This is a genomic window from Bacillus sp. GbtcB10 (assembly GCF_019091365.1).
Taxonomy (GTDB): Bacteria; Bacillota; Bacilli; order Bacillales; family Bacillaceae; genus Bacillus; species Bacillus altitudinis.
Genome location: NZ_JAGXJP010000003.1, coordinates 129,859 through 148,264, shown reverse-complemented (window position 1 = coordinate 148,264; position 18,406 = coordinate 129,859). Strand labels below are relative to the sequence as shown.

The window sequence follows — 18,406 nt, the reverse complement described above, 5'->3', positions numbered from 1 at the left end:
CAAACTTTTAAAATAGGTTAATGCATTAGTACATGTACACCTCTTGATTCATACATTGTTAATGTAAGAAAATCAAGGAGAGGGGAATGCTACATGTACCATCATCATCATTGCAATCCAAATGTTACACAGCCAATTGTACATCCAACGAATCACTGCTGTACGCATAGTGAGTCAACTACAATTGTGCCGCACATCCACCCGCAGCATGTAACAAATGTTCATCACCAAAATTTCCAACATGTTCACTACTTCCCGCATACGTTTTCTCAGGTGGACCCGGCAACACATCAACACTTTAACTGCGGTGGACCTTGCTGTAACAGATAAAGTGAAATGGGACTTTTATAAGTCCCTTTTTTTAAAAGCAGGTGAAAAAATGAAAATTATTGCTGTCACAGGGTACAAGCCATTTGAGCTTGGGATCTTCAAACAAGACGAGCCTGCACTTCAATACATAAAAGCGGAACTTCGGAAAAGGCTGACGGCACTCATTGAAGACGGGCTGGAATGGGTGCTCATTTCAGGTCAGTTAGGTGCAGAAATATGGACAGCTGAAGTGGTCTTTGAGCTTCAAGAGGAGTTTCCAGATTTAAAACTTGCTGTCATTACACCATTTTATGAACAGGAAGAGCGCTGGAATGAACAAAATAAAGAGCTGTATGAAGGCGTTCTTGCACAAGCTGATTTTGTAGAAAGTGTCACGCATAGACCGTATGAAAGTCCGGCACAATTTAAACAAAAGAACCGCTTTTTTATTGAAAAAACGGACGGCCTTCTCGTCTTATATGATCCCGAGCACGAAGGCTCGCCAAAATATATGATCAAAGAAGCTGAAACCTATACCGACTACCCAATAATGTATATCACAATGGATGATTTAAGAGCACAGGTTGAGGCGGAAGATCCGTTTTTTGACTAAAAGCAAGAGAAAATTTGACAACGTCACGTATTTCTGAAAAAATATACTATGAATTCACGATATGAGGTGAAAAAGATGCTTGCTGATAAAGTAAAGCTTTCTGCGAAAGAAATTTTAGAAAAAGAATTTAAAACAGGTGTCCGAGGGTATAAACAAGAAGAAGTCGATAAATTTCTAGATATGGTCATTAAAGACTATGAGACATTCCATCAAGAAATTGAAAAACTCCAACAAGAAAACCTTCACTTGTCAAAACAGCTTGAAGAAGCGGTTGAGCAAGGGAAAAGACAGCCTGCACAGTCCAATACAACAAACTTTGATATTTTAAAAAGACTATCTAATCTTGAGAAACACGTTTTCGGCAGCAAACTTTATGATTGAGTAATACCAAAAAAGCTTGTGTCAGATGACATTGTCGTTTATAATAACGCATGTTGATTAACGTTCGGGTAATCGCTGTAATGCTTTGACATTGCAGAGGAAAGTCCATGCTCGCACGGTGCTGAGATGCCCGTAGTGTTCGTGCCTGGCGAAAAAATAAGCCAGGGCAGCCTGGGAAAGGCTGACGGCAGGAAAAATGCCTACGTCCTTTTAGGATATGGCAAAGTATCCTTGAAAGTGCCACAGTGACGAAGTCTCACTAGAAATGGTGAGAGTGGAACGCGGTAAACCCCTCGAGCGAGAAACCCAAACTTGGTAGGGGAACTTTCTCAAAGGAACCAAACGGAGAGAAGGACAGAGAATTCTGTAGATAGATGATTACCACCTGAGTACGAGGCTTTTGCCGTTTGCAGTACGATGGAACAAAACATGGCTTACAGAACGTTATATCCGTTATCATAAACATGATGAAATCAAAGCTCTCCTATTTCTACATATGGAGAGCTTTTATCTTGATTAAGAAAAGAACGAGAAAACAGGTGATAAACAAATGAAAACCTATACACTCATCGCAACAGCGCCAATGGGAATTGAAGCGATTGTTGCAAAAGAAGTAAGAGACCTCGGGTATGAGTGCACCGTAGATAACGGAAAAGTTATTTTTCAAGGAGATGCGCTTGCCATCTGCCGTGCGAATCTATGGCTGCGTACAGCAGACCGAATCAAGGTCCAAGTTGCTGAATTTTCGGCTAGAACATTTGATGAGCTTTTTGAGCAGACTAAAGCCATTGACTGGGCCGCGTTTTTACCGAAAAATAGCACATTTCCCGTTATTGGTAAATCTGTTAAATCTCAGCTTGCCAGTGTGCCGGATTGTCAGCGCATCGTCAAAAAGGCTATCGCGCAAAAACTTAGATCATCTTACAACATACAGTCTGAATGGCTAGAAGAGACGGGCCCTGAATACAAAATTGAGGTAGCGCTTTTAAAAGATAAAGTATTGCTGACGCTTGATACGTCTGGTGTGGGTCTTCATAAACGTGGATACCGTGCAGATCAAGGAGGCGCGCCGATTAAAGAAACCCTTGCAGCGGCGCTTGTCTTATTAACGAACTGGACACCTGACCGTCCGTTTGTCGATCCTTTTTGCGGATCAGGAACAATTGCTATTGAAGCAGCGATGATTGGACAAAACATTGCCCCTGGATTTAACCGTGAGTTCGCATCTGAATCATGGGAATGGATCGGTGAGGACGTTTGGAACAAAGCACGCCTTGAAGTAGAAGAAAAGGCGAATTATGATCAGCCGCTTCACATTATCGCGAGCGATATTGATCATCGTATGGTAGAGATTGCGAAACTGAACGCAGAAGAAGCTGGACTTAGTGAACTGATTCAATTTAAGCAAATGCAAGTGAAAGACTTCCAAACAAAAGAAGAGTATGGTGTAATTGTCGGAAATCCGCCTTACGGTGAACGTCTCAGCGATAAGCCAGCTGTGGAAAAAATGTATCAAGGCATGGGCGAAGCATTGAAGAACCTAGATACGTGGTCCATTTACATTTTAACGTCACATGAAAAATTCGAAGAGTGTTTCGGAAGAAAAGCGACGAAAAAGAGAAAACTGTTTAATGGATTTATTAAAACAGATTATTATCAATACTGGGGAAAACGCCGACCTAGAAGAGAAACAACTGAATCATAATAAATGTCCACACCACGAGAAGGTGTGGATTTTTTATGCTAAAAAGGTATAAGTCTTCTCGGGACGGAATAAACTGAACTTGATTTTAAAAAAAGAGGTGTCTTCATGATTCATTATGATCAATTTCAGTTAATTCAAAAAGCACTCGCTTCAACAGCCCGAGAAATAGAAGGGATTGAAACAGGACAATCTGCTAAACTTACGGCAGCCATCGAGAACTTAGCAATGGCTCAAAACTACATAGACCATTCAGAGCACGCATTTTTAATGAAGGAAAGCTACCAGCATCGCCTGCGCACTTAAAAAAAGATTGTCATACCCCAGCATAAATGTTACTATTGAATGTCTGAATGATTCAAAAGTTGGGGGTTGGAGCAGGTGACAGCATCTCGTTTGCCTTTTTCATTAACAAAAGAACATAATTTTTACGAAGAACTGGGCAACTGGATTGGTGATGTGTTTTATGACATCTTGCCAGAAAAGGGCTTTGATCTTCGAGATGAACAAATATTCATGGCTTTTCAGTTAGAAAGAGCCTTTAAAGAAAAAAGTGTGATGTTTGCCGAAGCTGGGGTAGGCACAGGCAAAACAATCGTTTACCTTTTATTTGCGGTCACATATGCAAGATATACAGGGAAACCTGCGATCATTGCATGTGCAGACGAAACGTTAATTGAACAGCTGGTCAAACAAGAAGGTGATATCTATAAAATTGCCAATCACCTTGATATTCAAATAGATGCGAGATTAAGTAAATCGCATGATCAATATTTGTGCTTAAAGAAACTAGAGAAAACGATGCAACGTGAAGATGATGAGAAGTGGCTCGACATTTATGAATCGCTTCCTTCATTTGTTCATGAATCTCATGGGATGCAGACATTTTATCCGTATGGTGATCGAAAAGAGTATCCAGAATTAACAAATGATGAGTGGTCAAGAATTGGTTATGACTCTTTTCAGGACTGCTTAACGTGCGACATGCGGCACCGCTGTGGCTTGAATTTATCAAGAGACCATTACCGAAAAGCCACAGACCTCATCATTTGTTCTCATGACTTTTACATGGAGCATGTATGGACAAAGGAGTCACGTAAACGTGAAGGACAGCTGCCGCTCCTTCCTGAGCATAGCTCTGTTGTATTTGATGAAGGACACCTTCTTGAATTTGCAGCACAAAAAGCGCTAACATACCGAGTGAAGCAATCAACACTAGAGACGTTTTTAGAGCGTCTTTTGCAAAATGATATTCGTGAAGAGTTTGCAGAACTTGTTGAAGATGCACTTGCAACAAACGATCAATTCTTTTACCTCTTAAAAACGAATGCCAAAGAAATCAAAGGATCACACCGCCTTGAAATTGGTCGTGTAGATGAGGTAAAGCGTTCAGCAAGTGAATTATGTGATTTGCTTGAGAAGATTGGAGAAGCGCTCGTATTTGAATCAGAGATGTACACAATTGATCAATACGAATTGTCTGTTGTGGAAGAGTATATTGAGCAGATGGCGTATTCTCTGTCGCTTTATCAGAAAAATGCCATTAGCTGGCTGGAGAAACAGGAATTAGATACTACATTTGTCGTCATGCCAAAAACGGTAGCAGAAGTTCTCGGTGAAAAGGTATTTTCGCAAAAAATCCCTTATATTTTCTCATCTGCTACGTTGTCTGAAAATCAATCATTTGATTATTTAGCTGAAAGCCTTGGGATCAAAGATTATTTATCCATGAGTGTGGCTTCGCCGTATGATTATGAGGAGCAAATGCAAATGTATTTCCACGGAATTCAGCAGCCAATGACAGAGTCAGATGTAAAAGGTCAGCACGTGCTATCTCAGGTAAAAGAAAATGGCGGTCGATCTCTTATTTTATTCCCTTCATTTGATGAACTGCATGTATTTAGAAAGCAGCTCGATGCATCAAATGAACCACTGCCTTTCCATGTGTATTTTGAAGGAGACGAGGAGATCAGTACCATTGTTCAAAAGTTCCAAGCAGATGAAACATCTGTGTTATGTTCCGTTCACCTGTGGGAAGGGCTGGATATTCCAGGACATTCTCTAACAAATGTGGTCATTTGGGGACTTCCATATCCACCGCATGACCCAGTATTTGAAGCAAAACGGAATGAAGCGAAAGATGCATTTACTGAAGTGGACCTTCCGTACATGCTGCTTCGTCTAAGGCAGGGCATTGGGAGACTGATTCGGACAAGCCAAGATGCTGGCAACATTCATATTTACTTTGGCAGTCAGAAAGATATTGAGCTACAAAGTAAAATTGAATCCGTTCTTCCAGTAAAGCCAGTGATCTCTTAATGATAGAAAACCATTCAATAAGAGGAGGATACGATCAGCGTATCCTCCTTTTTCATTGACAAAAGAACATTTATTGAAGTAGCCTTGAAACGTACATACATATTTTATTGATTGGGGGAACGAACGCATGAGTCTTGAATCAAAAGAGAAAGCGTTTTATCAATTACTAGGAAAAATCGCCCATTATACAGAGGCGCTTCATTTACTTTATTGGGACTCTCGAACACAAGCGCCTAAAAAAAGCGCTGATTTCAGAGCAGAAACCATCGGTCAATTATCCAGCGATATCTTTAATATGAAGACTTCTGATGAAATGAGAGATCTTCTTGATGCATTAAATAAAGAGAAAGAAAAGCTTTCAAAAGACACGCAGAAGGCACTCGAATTATCGCAAAAAGAATATGTTGAAAACAGCAAAATTCCAAAAGAAGAATTTAAAGAATACTCCATTCTACAATCAAAAGCAGAACATGTTTGGGTAGAAGCAAGGGAGAAATCAGATTTTTCACTCTTTGCACCCTATTTAAAACAGCTGATTGATTTTAACAAGCGTTTCATTCAATACTGGGGCGTGAAAAAAACACCATATGATGTGCTGCTCAATAATTATGAGCCGGATATGACGGTTGAACAACTCGATCAAAAATTCGGTGCACTTCGAGACGCCATCGTTCCTCTCGTGAAAAAAATTGAAGCTTCGCCAAATAAACCGGATACTTCGTTTTTATCGAAAAGCTTCCCGATCGACAAACAAAAAGAGCTGAGTCTCTTTTTCTTAAAAGAGTTAGGGTATGACTTTGACGCAGGACGGCTTGATACAACGGTTCATCCATTTGCTGTGACATTAAGCAGAGGGGATGTACGTGTGACGACGCGTTATGATGAGCACGATTTTCGCATGGCGATCTTTGGTACCATTCACGAATGCGGCCATGCCATTTATGAACAAAATATTGATGAGGCACTGAGCGGAACGCTCTTATGTGACGGCACATCAATGGGTATTCATGAATCACAGTCTCTTTTCTTTGAGAACTTTATCGGCAGACATGAAGATTTCTGGAAAACGTATTATCAAAAGCTGCAAGAGGCATCTCCTGAACAATTTAAAGATGTCACTTTAGAAGAATTTGTGCATGCGGTGAATGAATCGAAGCCGACTTACATTCGAATTGAAGCAGATGAACTCACGTATCCGCTTCACATTATTATTCGCTATGAGATTGAAAAAGCCATTTTCAATGAAGATGTAGCCGTTGAAGATCTGCCAGCGTTATGGAATGAAAAATATAAAGCATATCTTGGCATTACGCCGCCTAACGATGCGCTTGGTATTTTGCAGGATGTTCACTGGTCAGATGGTAGTTTTGGTTATTTCCCTTCATATGCACTTGGTTATATGTATGCGGCGCAATTAAAGCAGCAAATGTTCAAAGATTTACCGAATTTTGATGAACTGATTCAAAACGGGTCTTTTGCACCGATAAAAGAATGGCTAACTGAACATGTCCATCAGCATGGAAAACGGAAAAAGCCATCTGAAATCATTCAAGACGCAACTGGTGAAGAATTAAATGTTCAATACTTAATTGATTATTTAACAGATAAGTACACGAAACTATATTTATCATAAATGAAAGGCACCCTTTGATCAGAAGGGTGCTTCAGCGTGTAGACAAACCCTCGCATTCGTTGTCAGGGTCTGCGCGCCGGTGCTCACGAATGTTAAATTCGCTCTGCTCCGGTGCTCGTCCTTCCTAGACTGCAAAGGTTTTCTAACACGCTGAAAAGAAGACAAAGGGCTAAAATAAAGTTCATTTTAGCCCTTTGTCAACAATCTGAGGCACCCTTTAATCAAAAGGGTGCTTTTTTGCTGGTTGAATATTCTAAAAACGAACGTTTAAAGCTTAATGATTATTTAAGTTCGGTATTTTTCTAGAAAAGTGCTTTCCAAGCGTCTGAAATCTTGTTATAATTTGAACACTATAACACTCATATAATCGCGTGATAATGGCACGCAAGTTTCTACCGGACACCGATACCGTCCGACTATGAGTGAGCAAAATGAAACAGCTTTTGTATGAGCTGAAGATCCCGTGGATCGTTTTCGCATTGCTTGCTCCTTAATGGACAGCAATGCTTTTTTTATGCAAAAAAATGAAAGTTGCTAATATGCTGGGAGGAAGAATGATGGAATTGTTACGTCAAAAGATCGAGAACGAAGGAATCGTTCTGTCAAATCAAGTGCTAAAGGTAGATGCTTTTTTAAATCATCAAATTGACCCTGTGTTAATGCATGAGATCGGTCAAGAGTTTGCTAGATTATTTAAGCATGATGGAATTACTAAAATTATCACAATCGAATCTTCTGGTATTGCACCTGCTGTCATGGCTGGACTTGCCCTTCATGTGCCAGTTGTTTTTGCACGAAAGCGGCAATCACTGACTTTAACGGATAACCTTTTGACAGCAAGTGTGTATTCTTTTACCAAAAAAGTAGAAAGTACGATCGCTGTCTCTAACACGCACCTTAGTGAGGATGATTGTGTGTTAATTATCGACGACTTTTTAGCAAATGGAGAAGCCGCTAAGGGACTAGCTGCAATCGCAAAGCAAGCGAAAGCAAAAGTAGCTGGTTTTGGAATTGTTATCGAGAAATCATTCCAGCCTGGAAGGAAAGAACTTGTGCAAATGGGCTATAGAGTCGAGTCACTCGCACGTATCGAATCGCTCGAGGAAGGAAAAGTCACGTTTGTACGCGAGGTACAATCATGAGTGCCGCTAAAAAAGCCAAAACCCTTTCGCTAGGGATACAGCATGTACTGGCGATGTATGCAGGTGCGGTTCTTGTTCCGCTCATTGTTGGAGATGCGCTTGGGCTCACGCCAGCCCAGCTGACGTACTTAATTTCGGCAGATATTTTCATGTGCGGTGCTGCCACACTGCTTCAAGTATGGAAAAACCGCTTTTTTGGCATCGGTTTGCCTGTTGTACTAGGCTGTACATTTACTGCGGTATCTCCTATGATTGCGATTGGCTCTAAATATGGAATTTCGTCTATATATGGAAGTATTATCGCCGCAGGGTGTATTGTCATTGCTCTTTCATTTTTCTTTGGGAAGCTTGTGAAATTTTTCCCGCCCGTTGTCACAGGTTCCGTCGTCACGATCATTGGAATTACCTTAATTCCGGTCGCCATGAACAATATGGCAGGTGGTGAAGGAAGTGCAGACTATGGTTCTTTTGAGAATCTTGGACTTGCTTTTCTTGTATTGTTTATCATTGTCCTTCTCTATCGATTTACAAAGGGATTCATGAAAGCCATTGCCATCTTAATCGGCATTCTACTTGGGACAGCAGTTGCTGCTTTCTTAGGGAAGGTGGAGACGGCAGAAGTGGCGAATGCACAAGTTTTCCGCATCATTGAGCCTTTTTACTTTGGGTTGCCTACTTTTGAATTTGCACCAATCATGACGATGACATTAGTTGCCATTGTGTCATTAGTCGAATCAACGGGTGTATACTTTGCGCTCGGAGATTTAACGAATCGTTCATTAAAAGAGAAGGATTTAGCAAAGGGATATCGTGCAGAGGGAATTGCCGTCTTATTAGGCGGTATCTTCAACGCTTTTCCATACACAGCCTACTCCCAAAACGTTGGATTGATCCAATTAACAGGCGTGAAGAAAAATCAGGTCATTGTGGTGACAGGTGTATTATTAATGGTATTTGGCCTTTTTCCTAAAATCGCGGCATTTACAACGATTATTCCAAAATCCGTTCTAGGCGGTGCAATGGTCGCCATGTTTGGAATGGTCATTGCGTACGGGATTAAAATGCTCTCACGCGTCGATTTTGCCAAACAGGAAAACTTGCTCATTGTCGCATGCTCAGTTGGCATCGGGCTCGGAGTAACGGTTGTGCCGCAAATGTTTGAGCATTTGCCAGAATCGATTAAATTGTTAACAAGTAACGGAATTGTCGCCGGAAGCTTTACCGCTATTTTGCTTCATATTATTTATCACATGATTCCTTTTAAAAAAGAAACAGAGCAGGAGCTAATGGAAGAACCTAAGCAATCTGTTATGTAATCACTTCTCTTTGGAGAGCTGAAAGCCCGTATCCTTTGGATACGGGCTTGTTGTGATTAGTGTTATTAATGTTGTACCGGCGGCATTGTTTCGTTAATGACTGCAAATGTATAGCCCCTTGCTTTTAGTTGTGTAATCAGGCTATCTAAATAGTTCGTGGTAGAGGGTTGATCATGCATTAAAATCACTTTTGGTTCCCATGGTTTATTTTTCTCAAACATTTGCAGTTGATTCAATACCTCTGGAACATATTGTGAGTTTTTATATCTCCAGTCAAGGCTATCAATCGTCCAATCCCAGTAAATAAAGCCATTTTGGTTTAAACGTACTTTTTGATCATATGTTAAATTTGGAACACTGCCATAAGGTGTTCTCACAAGACGGGTGTAAACGCCTGTAACAGAAGCAAGAATGAGCTGAGCTTCTCTCATTTCATTTGCGGGAGACTCACTGTTCTGATAAAAGCGGTTTATATCATGCGTCATGCCATGAAGCCCTAATTGATGTCCTTCTTGATAAAGTCTTTTCACAGCTGCTTGGTGAGCTTGGATTTGCGGTCCAAGCATGAAGAATGTCGCCTTCACTTGATGTGCTTTTAAGACATTTAACAGCTGATTTGATGTAGCAGAAGGACCATCATCAAATGTTAAAAAGACCGTTTTATTCGTTGTCTGTTGGTTTGGATTGGTCTTAAATTGTTGATCCAATGTTCTTGTAGAATGATCTTTTGCTTTCAGACTGATACTTGTGTCTCGGAAGTCACTGCTAGTAACAATTGTTGCTTGCCCATTTGTCGCCTGCAAATGGGGTTTAGACATATCCCAGATAAAAAAGAGAAACAGTGTAAGAAGCACTAAACCAATTATCTTCGAGAGAAATATCGTGTTGTAGGGTGTTTGTTTTTTGGACACCTTTTTCATGACAATCACTCCAATCAATTAAATTTTGTGCCGAATCATGTAGTAGATTCTGTCTTTTTTCACTGTTTTTCATGGTGCTCATATTGATTAAGTATACAGGAAAAAAACCCCTTTTCATATAAAATCATCAAATAAATTAGAATTTTATGGTTATTTATTTGTGTTGATCAGAAAAAAAGGTGATCCATCCATGTTTAAATGAAAGGTGGGGTTTGTCTACGGTCTGCACTTCTCATTTGAGAGGTCTTTTTTTGTATAAAGCTATGTTAAATAACTCTATTAAAATTGCATAAAAAAAGCAGGTTCGCTTGGCTTGGAACGAACCTGTGAAGGAGGAAAACTACATCATGTTTTCACCTATATTATCCAATATTTATCAATTGTCGTCAAGACAAAAAGTTAGACGGAGGAAAATATTTTGACTGAATTGTGTCGTTTTGGCATGTATATCCTTTTTTTGATTGGGGATATTAACCGAAAAAAGAGGTGAAGCCGATGGCATACATTCTTTCAGTTGGAACAAGTCTGCCAAAACATCATGTGGATCAGCAAGCAGCTGCTCAATTTGCAAGGTCTCAATTTAAACGATCGTTTAAAGATATTGATCGGCTATTAAAAGCTTTTAATAATGGCGAAATAGAGAGCAGACAGTTTGTACAGCCTATTGATTGGTATCAAGAACATCACTCTTTTGAAGAGAAAAACAACCTCTATATCGAAAAAGCATTGGCACATGCGAAAGAAGCCGTTTTTCACTGTCTGCATGAAACAGCGTTCCTTACAAAGCCAGTTCCTTTTGATGAGATTGATGCTTTGTTTTTCATCTCCAGTACAGGGTTATCAACGCCAAGTCTTGATGCAAAGCTGATGAATGTTCTTCCATTTTCTCCTTATACGAAACGAGTGCCAATTTGGGGGTTAGGCTGCGGGGGCGGGGCGGCAGGCTTATCCCGAGCTTATGAATACATCAGGGCGTATCCAGAAGCGAAAGTGCTCGTTGTTGCCTGCGAGCTTTGCAGCCTCACTTTTCAGCCGCAAGATCAATCAAAAAGCAATTTAATTGGAACCTCGCTGTTCGGTGACGGGACTGCGGCCGTTCTTTTAACTGGAGAAAAGGCCGCCTCTAAGTATACGCGGTTAAAAACGGTTCCTAAAGTGCTTGGCACGCAGTCAGTGACCATGAAAGATTCTGAGGATGTGATGGGATGGGATTTTACCGCCGACGGATTTCGAGTCATCTTCTCACGTGACATTCCGTCCATCATTTCTGGCTGGTTAAAAGAGCAAGTGGATCACTTTTTACATCAACTAGGGTTTTCAACAGAGGATGTATCCGTATTTCTTGCTCACCCTGGAGGAAAAAAAGTGATTGATGCCTATCTTGAAAGCCTATCTTTACAAGAGCATCAGCTATTTTCTTCAAAAGAGGTTCTGAAACAGCATGGAAACATGTCCTCTGCCACCGTTTTATATGTCATGAAGCATTTTCTTGAACATCAGTCACTAGATGCAGGACAGGTGGGGCTTTGCGGAGCACTTGGTCCAGGCTTTTCATCAGAATTATTGCTCATGAAATGGGAGGGGCTCTCGTGATGATTTTCTGGATAGTGATTGGCATTTTCATTTGTCAGCGCCTCATTGAAGTGCTTGTGGCGAAAAGAAATGAAAAGAAGGTGAAGGCGATCGGAGCAATTGAATTTGGTGCAAGCCATTATCCTTATATGGTCGCTATGCATGCAGCTTTTTTCCTCTCGCTTATTGGAGAGACATGGCTGCTGCATCGTCAACCGTCTCGTTTTTTCCTATTGCTGCTTGTGTTCCTTCTTGCTACCCAGGTGATTCGGTACTGGGCACTATGTTCACTTGGGACGTATTGGAATACAAAAATCTTAGTCGTTCCCAATGCGATGATTGTGAAAAAGGGGCCGTATCGCTGGTTAAAGCATCCTAACTATGTGGTGGTGGCGATTGAACTGATGTTCATTCCGCTGCTATTTAACGCATTTATTACTGCCATTTTGTTTACGTGTTTAAATGGATGGATGATGATGGTCAGAATACAAACAGAAGAAAAAGCACTGAATCAGTATTTATTAAATTAATATTGAAAATCATTATCAATTGTGCTACACTTTCATTAATGATAAACATTCTCAATCATGAAGGATGGACGGTGATCACATGACAATGATTTTCTTACTCGGTACGGTCTGTGTATACAGCTTATTGATTGGCTTCGTATTAAAAGGTGTTTCAAAAAAATCTGCTTCCTGATTGCAGTCCATTGCGACTGATCGGGCAGCAGATTTTTTTATTTCCTCAGATCAGAAGAAAAATCTCTTTATTTTGTGTAAAATGGTACACATACATAACTGACTTTTCTAAAAACAAAGGGGTTTATCGTCATGAAAGACTTGTCTATTCGAGATTCGCTCGTTCAAACTACAGGTGCTTTATATCAAAGCCTTCTGAAAAGGGATGATCACGAGCGCGCAGCCAAACTTGCATCTATTATGAAAAAGGAAGCTGAAGAAGAAGTATATATCGCATTTACCGGCCACTATTCTGCTGGTAAGTCATCACTAGTGAATCATCTTCTTCATGATCACATCCTGCCCACAAGCCCAATTCCAACGAGTGCAAACTTGGTTGTTGTCAGGAAAGGGGTCAGTGAAGTTCAGCTCCATACGTCTGATGGACGTTTCGCAAAAATGGGCGGTTCTTATGATAAAGAAGCGGTGCAGCGTTTTTGTAAAGATGGGGAACAAATTGAGATGGTGGAAATTAGCGGTGATTATAGTGGACTTGAAGAAAAAGTGGCACTCATTGATACGCCGGGAATTGATTCAACGGATCATGCGCACTTTTTATCCGCTGCTTCTATTCTTCATCAAGCGGATGCTCTTTTTTATGTCGTTCATTATAACCATGTCCATTCTGAAGAAAACATTCGCTTCATTCGCTCGATTAAAGAGAAAGTGCCTAATCTTTATTTCATCGTCAATCAAGTGGATCGGCACGATGAACAAGAGACAACTTTTGAAAACTACAAAAAACAAGTCGTTGAGATGCTTTTAAAAGAAGGCATTGAAGAAGAACATCTATATTTTACTTCTGTGACGGATGAGGCACACCCAAAAAACGAAATGATCCGTTTAGTGAAGAAGCTACAAGAATTACAAACCATGCCTAAAGCATCACTTCGAGCCTATACAGAGCAGAAAATCGAACATGTTTTAAAAGAACATATAGACTCGTTAAAAGAAGAACTGCATGAAGAGGACCTTGACGCGCGGCTGCAAGAAAAAAGGAATGAAGTGAAAGAACTAGAAGAGAAACGCCGATTTATTGAAAATGGTGCAAAGCAGGTAGAAGATGAAGTGTCTTCTGAAGTAGAGAACATCTTAAAAAATGCAAACCTCACGCCATTTAAGATGCGAGAGCTTGCAAGTGACTATATCGAATCGAAAGCACCTGGCTTTAAAGTGGGTTTACTTTTTGCCAAAAATAAAACCGAGCAGGAAAAGGAAAAAAGGGCAAATGAATTCTTAGCAGATGTAAAAAAGAGAATGAAAGCGGAAGTTGACTGGCACATTGCCGAGCTCCTCAAAAAAGAAATAAAACAGCATCAGCTTGGCGAAGCGTTATTAGACAAAGCCATGGCATTTGAGACACCTATTGAAGAATCCTTGCTTGAAAAGGTCATTCACCAAGGGGCAACTTTTTCTAACGAATATGTTCTTCAATATGCGAAAGATGCTGGTGAAGCATTGAAAAGACAGGCGAAACAGCAAGCGCTTCAATTGATTGAACAGATGATTGAAACCTTGAAAGACCAGCTCAAGAATGAACAGGAGAAGCAAGAGGAAAAATGGGAGCAAGCGAAACAAGAGCTTCAGAGCCTTGAGGGGTATAACGAAAAAAATGAACAAATAAGACAGGATATTCAGCATATATGGGATATTTGGCAAAACGGAACGGATGAGCATATCCCGGGTGACTGGTTTTATGCGAAAAAGCAATGGATGCAGCACGACCAGCTGGAGAAGAATCACGCATCAATTCATGCTGAAGAGAGCGATCTAGCTGCTGAACGGACAGAGCGCAATCAATACCGTCAATCGCAGCATTTAACAACAGCACAATCGATTGCACAATTTAAAGAGCTTTCCCGCATTTTATCGCCTTTAGATATTCTAAAGTCTCAAAGAGATTCCTTTGAAAAACGAACAGAACGGCTGCAAGCAAAAGAATTTACACTCGCTTTATTTGGCGCTTTTAGTTCTGGAAAATCTTCTTTTGCCAATGCGCTTGTTGGACGGAAGGTGTTACCATCATCTCCTACGCCAACAACTGCAACAATTAACAAACTGACACGACCTACGGAAGATCATCCTCATGAAAGTGTCAAAGTGGTGTTTAAAACCAAGCAGGACATTCTAGAGGAACTCGATCAGATTCTTGGATTTTCGATCACAACAGAAAAAGGAGATTCGTTTAAGGCAAAGCTGGAAAGAGTACTGAAAAAACGGCAGCTCGAACAGGATCACCGAATCATTGTAGAACATTTTCTACAAGCCTATGCCAAGTTTCATGATGACATTGACAACCAAACCAATTTACATGTCACACTTCAAGAATTAAAGCCTTATGTAGCGGAAGAATCTGTTTCTTGTGTGGTGAAGGAAGTGACGGTGTATTTAAGTACACCTCTGACAGATAAAGGGCTGACGATTGTCGATACACCAGGTGCAAGCAGTATGAATAAGCGTCATACAGAAATCGCCTTCCAGTATATGAAGGATGCAGACGCCCTTCTTTATTTAACGTATTATCAGCACTCTTTCTCAAAAGCTGATCGCTCATTTTTACGGAAGCTTGGACTCGTAAAAGATTCCTTTAGCATGGATAAAATGTTCTTTATCATCAATGCAGCTGATTTGGCTAAGGATCAAGCAGAGCTTGAAACCGTATTTGACTATGTACGAAGCGAGCTCACAAAAGAAGGCATCCGCAATCCAAACCTGCATCATGTGTCTAGTAAGGAAGAGATCGAGGGGAAAGAGCCGACATCTTATAATCAATATGCAACACTGAGAAAACAGCTCGACTATTTTATTGAGGAAGAATTAACGAAAGATGCCATTGAACTTTTGCATTTTGAAGCTAATACATTATGTACAACGGTCGATAGACTACGTGCGACCTTGCATCAATCAGAAGATGAGAAAGAAGCTGAAAAGAAAAACATCAAGACATCCTATGAAGCCATTCTCGAAAAAATGCAAGATGTGAAACGGTCTAAACTTGTGACCGAAAGCGTAAAAAAAGACGTGCATGAACAGCTCTATCATATTGTACAGCGGCTTTCATTATTTGCGAATGATCTATTAAAGTCGGCTTTTTATCCTGGCATATCTCAAGGGAATTTTGGTCAGCAGTTAAAAAAGGCACTTGAGAAAGCGTTAAAGGAGTATGAATTTGAATTTGTGCAGGAGCTCAAGGCACTTGATATCCGAATGGAATCGTTTATCCACCATTATTTCCAGGAGGAGTGGGAAAAAGGGATGCAGGCTGCATGTGCGGAAGATCCTTACTTTTCTCTCAGCCTGTCAGCCCCTGAGGAGAAAAATGCTGAGCTAAAACAAATTGAAGTCGAAGCAGAGATTGCACCATTTGAGCCGCTTTTAAAGAAACAAAAATCAGCGAAAGCCTTTTTTGAACAAAATGAAAAGGCTGCGTTTATTGAAGCCATTCGAGATGTTCTACATCAAATGACAACACGTTGGGCAGATAACGAAAAAGAAGAGTTGCTGAGCAGATATGAAAAGCTAGTGAAGACCTATACGGAAAGGTACGAACAAGATGCTCTCCAACAGCTCAATGAGCAAAAACAGACATTTATGACGAGCCTTACAACAGATGCTGAAAAACAGGCGGTCATTGAACAAGTTTATGAACAAACAAATGAATGGAAGAACCAGTTGAAAACGATATGATTCATGATAGACTATATAAAAAAGAAAGCAGTTGATAGACGATGACGAGCGTACACGAAGAAATTTCTGCACATTCACAGAAACAACATGCCCACATCCAATCTTTTCTTGCACTTGAACAAAAAAGAGAGCAGGCGATTGAATCGGCTGTGAAAAAATGTGAACACAATGAACCATTTTCAACAGATGAGATCAACGCCATTACGTCTAAAATGAATGAGCTTGCCCGAGGCGGAATTGTTCCGCTTCGTAAACACGTGACGATTGAGATGGTGGAGGAATACACCCAGCGTAAACAGAAGTAAAGAGTAATTTTCTCATTTTTGGTCATCTTAACAAATGAACCAGAAAGGGGAATGATCATGGCAAAAAAGCAAAACGTAAAGCAGCAGGAGGAGCGCATGCCGAAGGAAAAAGACATGCCATCCTACGCAGAAGCGGAAACGAAAAAAATGCAATATGGTAAAAAGTAATCGGGCTGCCTCTTCTTTATCAAAAGAAGAAGGCGCCTTTTTTATGTTCGTTTCGATGTTCTATGATAGAATAGGAGTATTGTTTATAAAAAGGGAGTTTAGATGAATGAATAAACACGTCTTACTTGTAGATGGAATGGCACTTCTTTTTAGGTCGTTTTATGCGACGGCTGTCCATCGCAATTTTATGATAAATGATCGTGGTGTACCGACAAATGGAGTGAATGGTTATTTGAAGCATTTGTTAACAGCTGTCCAAACATTTGAGCCGACTCATATCGTTTGCTGCTGGGATATGGGAAGCCAGACATACCGGAACGAATTATTTCAAGATTATAAAGCCAATCGAGGTGAGGCGCCTGTTGAGCTTATCCCGCAGTTTGATTTAGCAAAAGAGGCGACAGAAGAACTGGGGATCATGAACATTGGTGTGAAAGGTTTTGAAGCAGATGATTGTATTGGAACGCTTGCATCAATCTATCAAAACGAAGCACATGTGACCGTCTTAACAGGAGATAAAGATTTGCTGCAGATCTTGAATGAACAAGTGACCGTGGCTTTAATGCAAAAAGGCATCGGGAATTATAAGCATTATACAAAAGCCCTTTTTGAAGAGGAAATGGGCATTTCTCCAAAGGCGCTGATTGATATGAAAGCGCTGATGGGTGATCCTAGCGATAATTACCCTGGTGTAAAAGGAATCGGCGAAAAAACAGCATTGAAATTTATTCAAACGTATGAAACGATTGATCGACTGTTAGAAAATGTTCATGCATTAACGGCAGCTCAGCAAAAGAAAATGCAAGCAGGTTTAGAAGATCTGAAGCTTTCTCGTATACTGGCAGAAATTAAATGTGATGTACCACTCAGCTGTCCGATTGATCAAACAAAAATGAACATCAATCCAGAACGGGTAGCCGCGATGCTGCGCTTGCATCAAATTAAAGGGATCGAACCAATGGTTAACCGCTTAAGTCAATTAGGAATCAGTTAAGGTTGTTCTTACGTAGAAAAGAAACAAAGGGCTACATGTATTAGCCCTTTGTGTTGCTTTTTTTCGCCTTATTTTCTAATTGCGATATTGGCTGTTTATCTTTTGTCTGCGCATCACCTTGAGGAGTCGTTCCGTTTGTGACACGGCCTCTGTTCTCTTTATCCAATTCGTATCACCTCACACATTAGCATAACCAAAAGAAAAGCGATTCATCCTTTTGAAAGGTGAATCGCTTTTCTAGCGAGCTGATCAGCCACTTGATTTTCCTTGCTCGGAATCCACTTAATGAAAAATAAATCAAATTCGCTTTGAAGCTGCAGCATTTCTTCGATAAAATGACGAAAAGATGGATTTTTAGCAAATCCTGCATTGGCTGCACGATCCACTACTTGTGAATCAGTGCGGAATGAAACGGTCCGTAATCCTTTTTCTACGCAAATTTTCATGCCTTCAATGAGCGCGGAAAACTCTGCTTCATGATTGCTCATGATGCCAAGAGGAATGGAGAAAGACTCAGCTTTTCCGTCATATTTCAAGAATATGCCGATGCCAGATGGACCTGGGTTTCCGGCACTAGCACCGTCAATATATATTTCAGCTGGCAA

Annotated in this window: 18 protein-coding genes, 1 other RNA gene and 1 riboswitch; of the genes, 16 read left to right on the top strand and 3 right to left on the bottom strand. The window is 40.5% G+C overall.

Features of this window, described 5'->3' with window-relative positions; all coding sequences use genetic code 11:
• The first annotated feature begins 93 nt into the window (after positions 1–93).
• The 10 genes from cotD (at position 94) to pbuX (ending at position 9,415) form a co-directional block, all read left to right on the top strand.
• On the top strand, positions 94–330 hold the full coding sequence (gene cotD, locus KVT11_RS10810) for a spore coat protein CotD (RefSeq protein ID WP_072368252.1): 237 nt from the start codon (positions 94–96) through the stop codon (positions 328–330).
• A 49-nt stretch (positions 331–379) separates the two neighbouring features.
• Entirely contained in the window at positions 380–922 is a 543-nt protein-coding gene (locus KVT11_RS10805) for an SLOG family protein (RefSeq protein WP_202394241.1), read from the top strand.
• A 75-nt stretch (positions 923–997) separates the two neighbouring features.
• Positions 998–1,303, top strand: coding sequence for a cell division regulator GpsB (gene gpsB, locus KVT11_RS10800; protein ID WP_008344631.1), 306 nt, complete (start codon positions 998–1,000; stop codon positions 1,301–1,303).
• 60 nt (positions 1,304–1,363) lie between these two features.
• An RNA gene (gene rnpB, locus KVT11_RS10795) (RNase P RNA component class B) lies at positions 1,364–1,745 on the top strand.
• A gap of 108 nt (positions 1,746–1,853) precedes the next feature.
• Positions 1,854–3,008 carry a THUMP domain-containing class I SAM-dependent RNA methyltransferase gene (locus tag KVT11_RS10790; protein ID WP_017359722.1) on the top strand — a complete coding sequence of 385 codons (1,155 nt, stop codon included), beginning with the start codon at positions 1,854–1,856 and terminating at the stop codon, positions 3,006–3,008.
• Between the two features lie 105 nt (positions 3,009–3,113).
• Complete coding sequence (locus tag KVT11_RS10785; protein ID WP_116307047.1) at positions 3,114–3,311, top strand: hypothetical protein; 198 nt, start codon at positions 3,114–3,116, stop codon at positions 3,309–3,311.
• A gap of 75 nt (positions 3,312–3,386) precedes the next feature.
• Positions 3,387–5,324, top strand: a complete 1,938-nt coding sequence (locus KVT11_RS10780) for an ATP-dependent DNA helicase (RefSeq protein WP_116307045.1) — start codon at positions 3,387–3,389, stop codon at positions 5,322–5,324.
• A gap of 127 nt (positions 5,325–5,451) precedes the next feature.
• A complete protein-coding gene (locus tag KVT11_RS10775) occupies positions 5,452–6,957 on the top strand; it encodes a carboxypeptidase M32 (RefSeq protein ID WP_116307043.1) in 1,506 nt (501 codons plus the stop codon).
• Between the two features lie 339 nt (positions 6,958–7,296).
• Positions 7,297–7,396, top strand: a riboswitch (purine riboswitch).
• Positions 7,397–7,514: 118 nt separating this feature from the next.
• A complete protein-coding gene (gene xpt / locus KVT11_RS10770; RefSeq protein ID WP_008346333.1) occupies positions 7,515–8,099 on the top strand; it encodes a xanthine phosphoribosyltransferase in 585 nt (194 codons plus the stop codon).
• The gene (gene pbuX, locus KVT11_RS10765) at positions 8,096–9,415 is read left to right on the top strand and encodes a xanthine permease PbuX (protein ID WP_007500846.1); all 1,320 of its coding nucleotides are present in this window, start codon (positions 8,096–8,098) and stop codon (positions 9,413–9,415) included. Before xpt ends, pbuX begins: the two co-directional genes overlap by 4 nt.
• A gap of 65 nt (positions 9,416–9,480) precedes the next feature.
• On the opposite strand, the gene KVT11_RS10760 is transcribed toward pbuX, so the two are convergent.
• Positions 9,481–10,335: a polysaccharide deacetylase family protein gene (locus KVT11_RS10760; protein ID WP_165378906.1), complete on the bottom strand. Its 855-nt coding sequence runs from the start codon at positions 10,333–10,335 to the stop codon at positions 9,481–9,483.
• A gap of 495 nt (positions 10,336–10,830) precedes the next feature.
• On the opposite strand from KVT11_RS10760, the gene KVT11_RS10755 reads away from it, so the two are divergent.
• From KVT11_RS10755 to KVT11_RS10730, 6 genes are all read left to right on the top strand, one after another.
• Positions 10,831–11,928 (top strand): type III polyketide synthase, encoded by a 1,098-nt coding sequence (locus tag KVT11_RS10755; RefSeq protein WP_017359717.1) that lies wholly within the window; start codon positions 10,831–10,833, stop codon positions 11,926–11,928.
• Positions 11,928–12,437, top strand: coding sequence for an isoprenylcysteine carboxyl methyltransferase family protein (locus tag KVT11_RS10750; RefSeq protein ID WP_017359716.1), 510 nt, complete (start codon positions 11,928–11,930; stop codon positions 12,435–12,437). The genes KVT11_RS10755 and KVT11_RS10750 overlap by 1 nt, the downstream gene beginning before the upstream one ends.
• A gap of 64 nt (positions 12,438–12,501) precedes the next feature.
• The gene (gene fbpC, locus KVT11_RS21295; RefSeq protein WP_306172627.1) at positions 12,502–12,609 is read left to right on the top strand and encodes a Fur-regulated basic protein FbpC; all 108 of its coding nucleotides are present in this window, start codon (positions 12,502–12,504) and stop codon (positions 12,607–12,609) included.
• A 131-nt stretch (positions 12,610–12,740) separates the two neighbouring features.
• Positions 12,741–16,334 carry a dynamin GTPase gene (dynA, locus tag KVT11_RS10740; RefSeq protein WP_210552087.1) on the top strand — a complete coding sequence of 1,198 codons (3,594 nt, stop codon included), beginning with the start codon at positions 12,741–12,743 and terminating at the stop codon, positions 16,332–16,334.
• A gap of 41 nt (positions 16,335–16,375) precedes the next feature.
• Positions 16,376–16,639, top strand: a complete 264-nt coding sequence (locus KVT11_RS10735; RefSeq protein WP_008346351.1) for a YpbS family protein — start codon at positions 16,376–16,378, stop codon at positions 16,637–16,639.
• Positions 16,640–16,913: 274 nt separating this feature from the next.
• Positions 16,914–17,801 carry a 5'-3' exonuclease gene (locus tag KVT11_RS10730; RefSeq protein ID WP_210552086.1) on the top strand — a complete coding sequence of 296 codons (888 nt, stop codon included), beginning with the start codon at positions 16,914–16,916 and terminating at the stop codon, positions 17,799–17,801.
• 40 nt (positions 17,802–17,841) lie between these two features.
• On the opposite strand, the gene KVT11_RS10725 is transcribed toward KVT11_RS10730, so the two are convergent.
• Entirely contained in the window at positions 17,842–17,967 is a 126-nt protein-coding gene (locus tag KVT11_RS10725) for a hypothetical protein (RefSeq protein ID WP_008346357.1), read from the bottom strand.
• Positions 17,968–18,010: 43 nt separating this feature from the next.
• Positions 18,011–18,406: a reverse transcriptase-like protein gene (locus KVT11_RS10720; RefSeq protein ID WP_017359712.1), complete on the bottom strand. Its 396-nt coding sequence runs from the start codon at positions 18,404–18,406 to the stop codon at positions 18,011–18,013.

Coding starts and splice junctions, on each gene's coding strand:
- KVT11_RS10785 (WP_116307047.1), top strand. CDS start 3,114: ATGATTCATTATGATCAATTTCAGTTAATTCAAAAAGCACTCGCTTCA.
- KVT11_RS10730 (WP_210552086.1), top strand. CDS start 16,914: ATGAATAAACACGTCTTACTTGTAGATGGAATGGCACTTCTTTTTAGG.
- KVT11_RS10775 (WP_116307043.1), top strand. CDS start 5,452: ATGAGTCTTGAATCAAAAGAGAAAGCGTTTTATCAATTACTAGGAAAA.
- gpsB (WP_008344631.1), top strand. CDS start 998: ATGCTTGCTGATAAAGTAAAGCTTTCTGCGAAAGAAATTTTAGAAAAA.
- dynA (WP_210552087.1), top strand. CDS start 12,741: ATGAAAGACTTGTCTATTCGAGATTCGCTCGTTCAAACTACAGGTGCT.
- KVT11_RS10750 (WP_017359716.1), top strand. CDS start 11,928: ATGATTTTCTGGATAGTGATTGGCATTTTCATTTGTCAGCGCCTCATT.
- KVT11_RS10735 (WP_008346351.1), top strand. CDS start 16,376: ATGACGAGCGTACACGAAGAAATTTCTGCACATTCACAGAAACAACAT.
- cotD (WP_072368252.1), top strand. CDS start 94: ATGTACCATCATCATCATTGCAATCCAAATGTTACACAGCCAATTGTA.
- KVT11_RS10755 (WP_017359717.1), top strand. CDS start 10,831: ATGGCATACATTCTTTCAGTTGGAACAAGTCTGCCAAAACATCATGTG.
- KVT11_RS10790 (WP_017359722.1), top strand. CDS start 1,854: ATGAAAACCTATACACTCATCGCAACAGCGCCAATGGGAATTGAAGCG.
- xpt (WP_008346333.1), top strand. CDS start 7,515: ATGGAATTGTTACGTCAAAAGATCGAGAACGAAGGAATCGTTCTGTCA.
- KVT11_RS10760 (WP_165378906.1), bottom strand. CDS start 10,335: ATGAAAAAGGTGTCCAAAAAACAAACACCCTACAACACGATATTTCTC.
- pbuX (WP_007500846.1), top strand. CDS start 8,096: ATGAGTGCCGCTAAAAAAGCCAAAACCCTTTCGCTAGGGATACAGCAT.
- KVT11_RS10805 (WP_202394241.1), top strand. CDS start 380: ATGAAAATTATTGCTGTCACAGGGTACAAGCCATTTGAGCTTGGGATC.
- fbpC (WP_306172627.1), top strand. CDS start 12,502: ATGGACGGTGATCACATGACAATGATTTTCTTACTCGGTACGGTCTGT.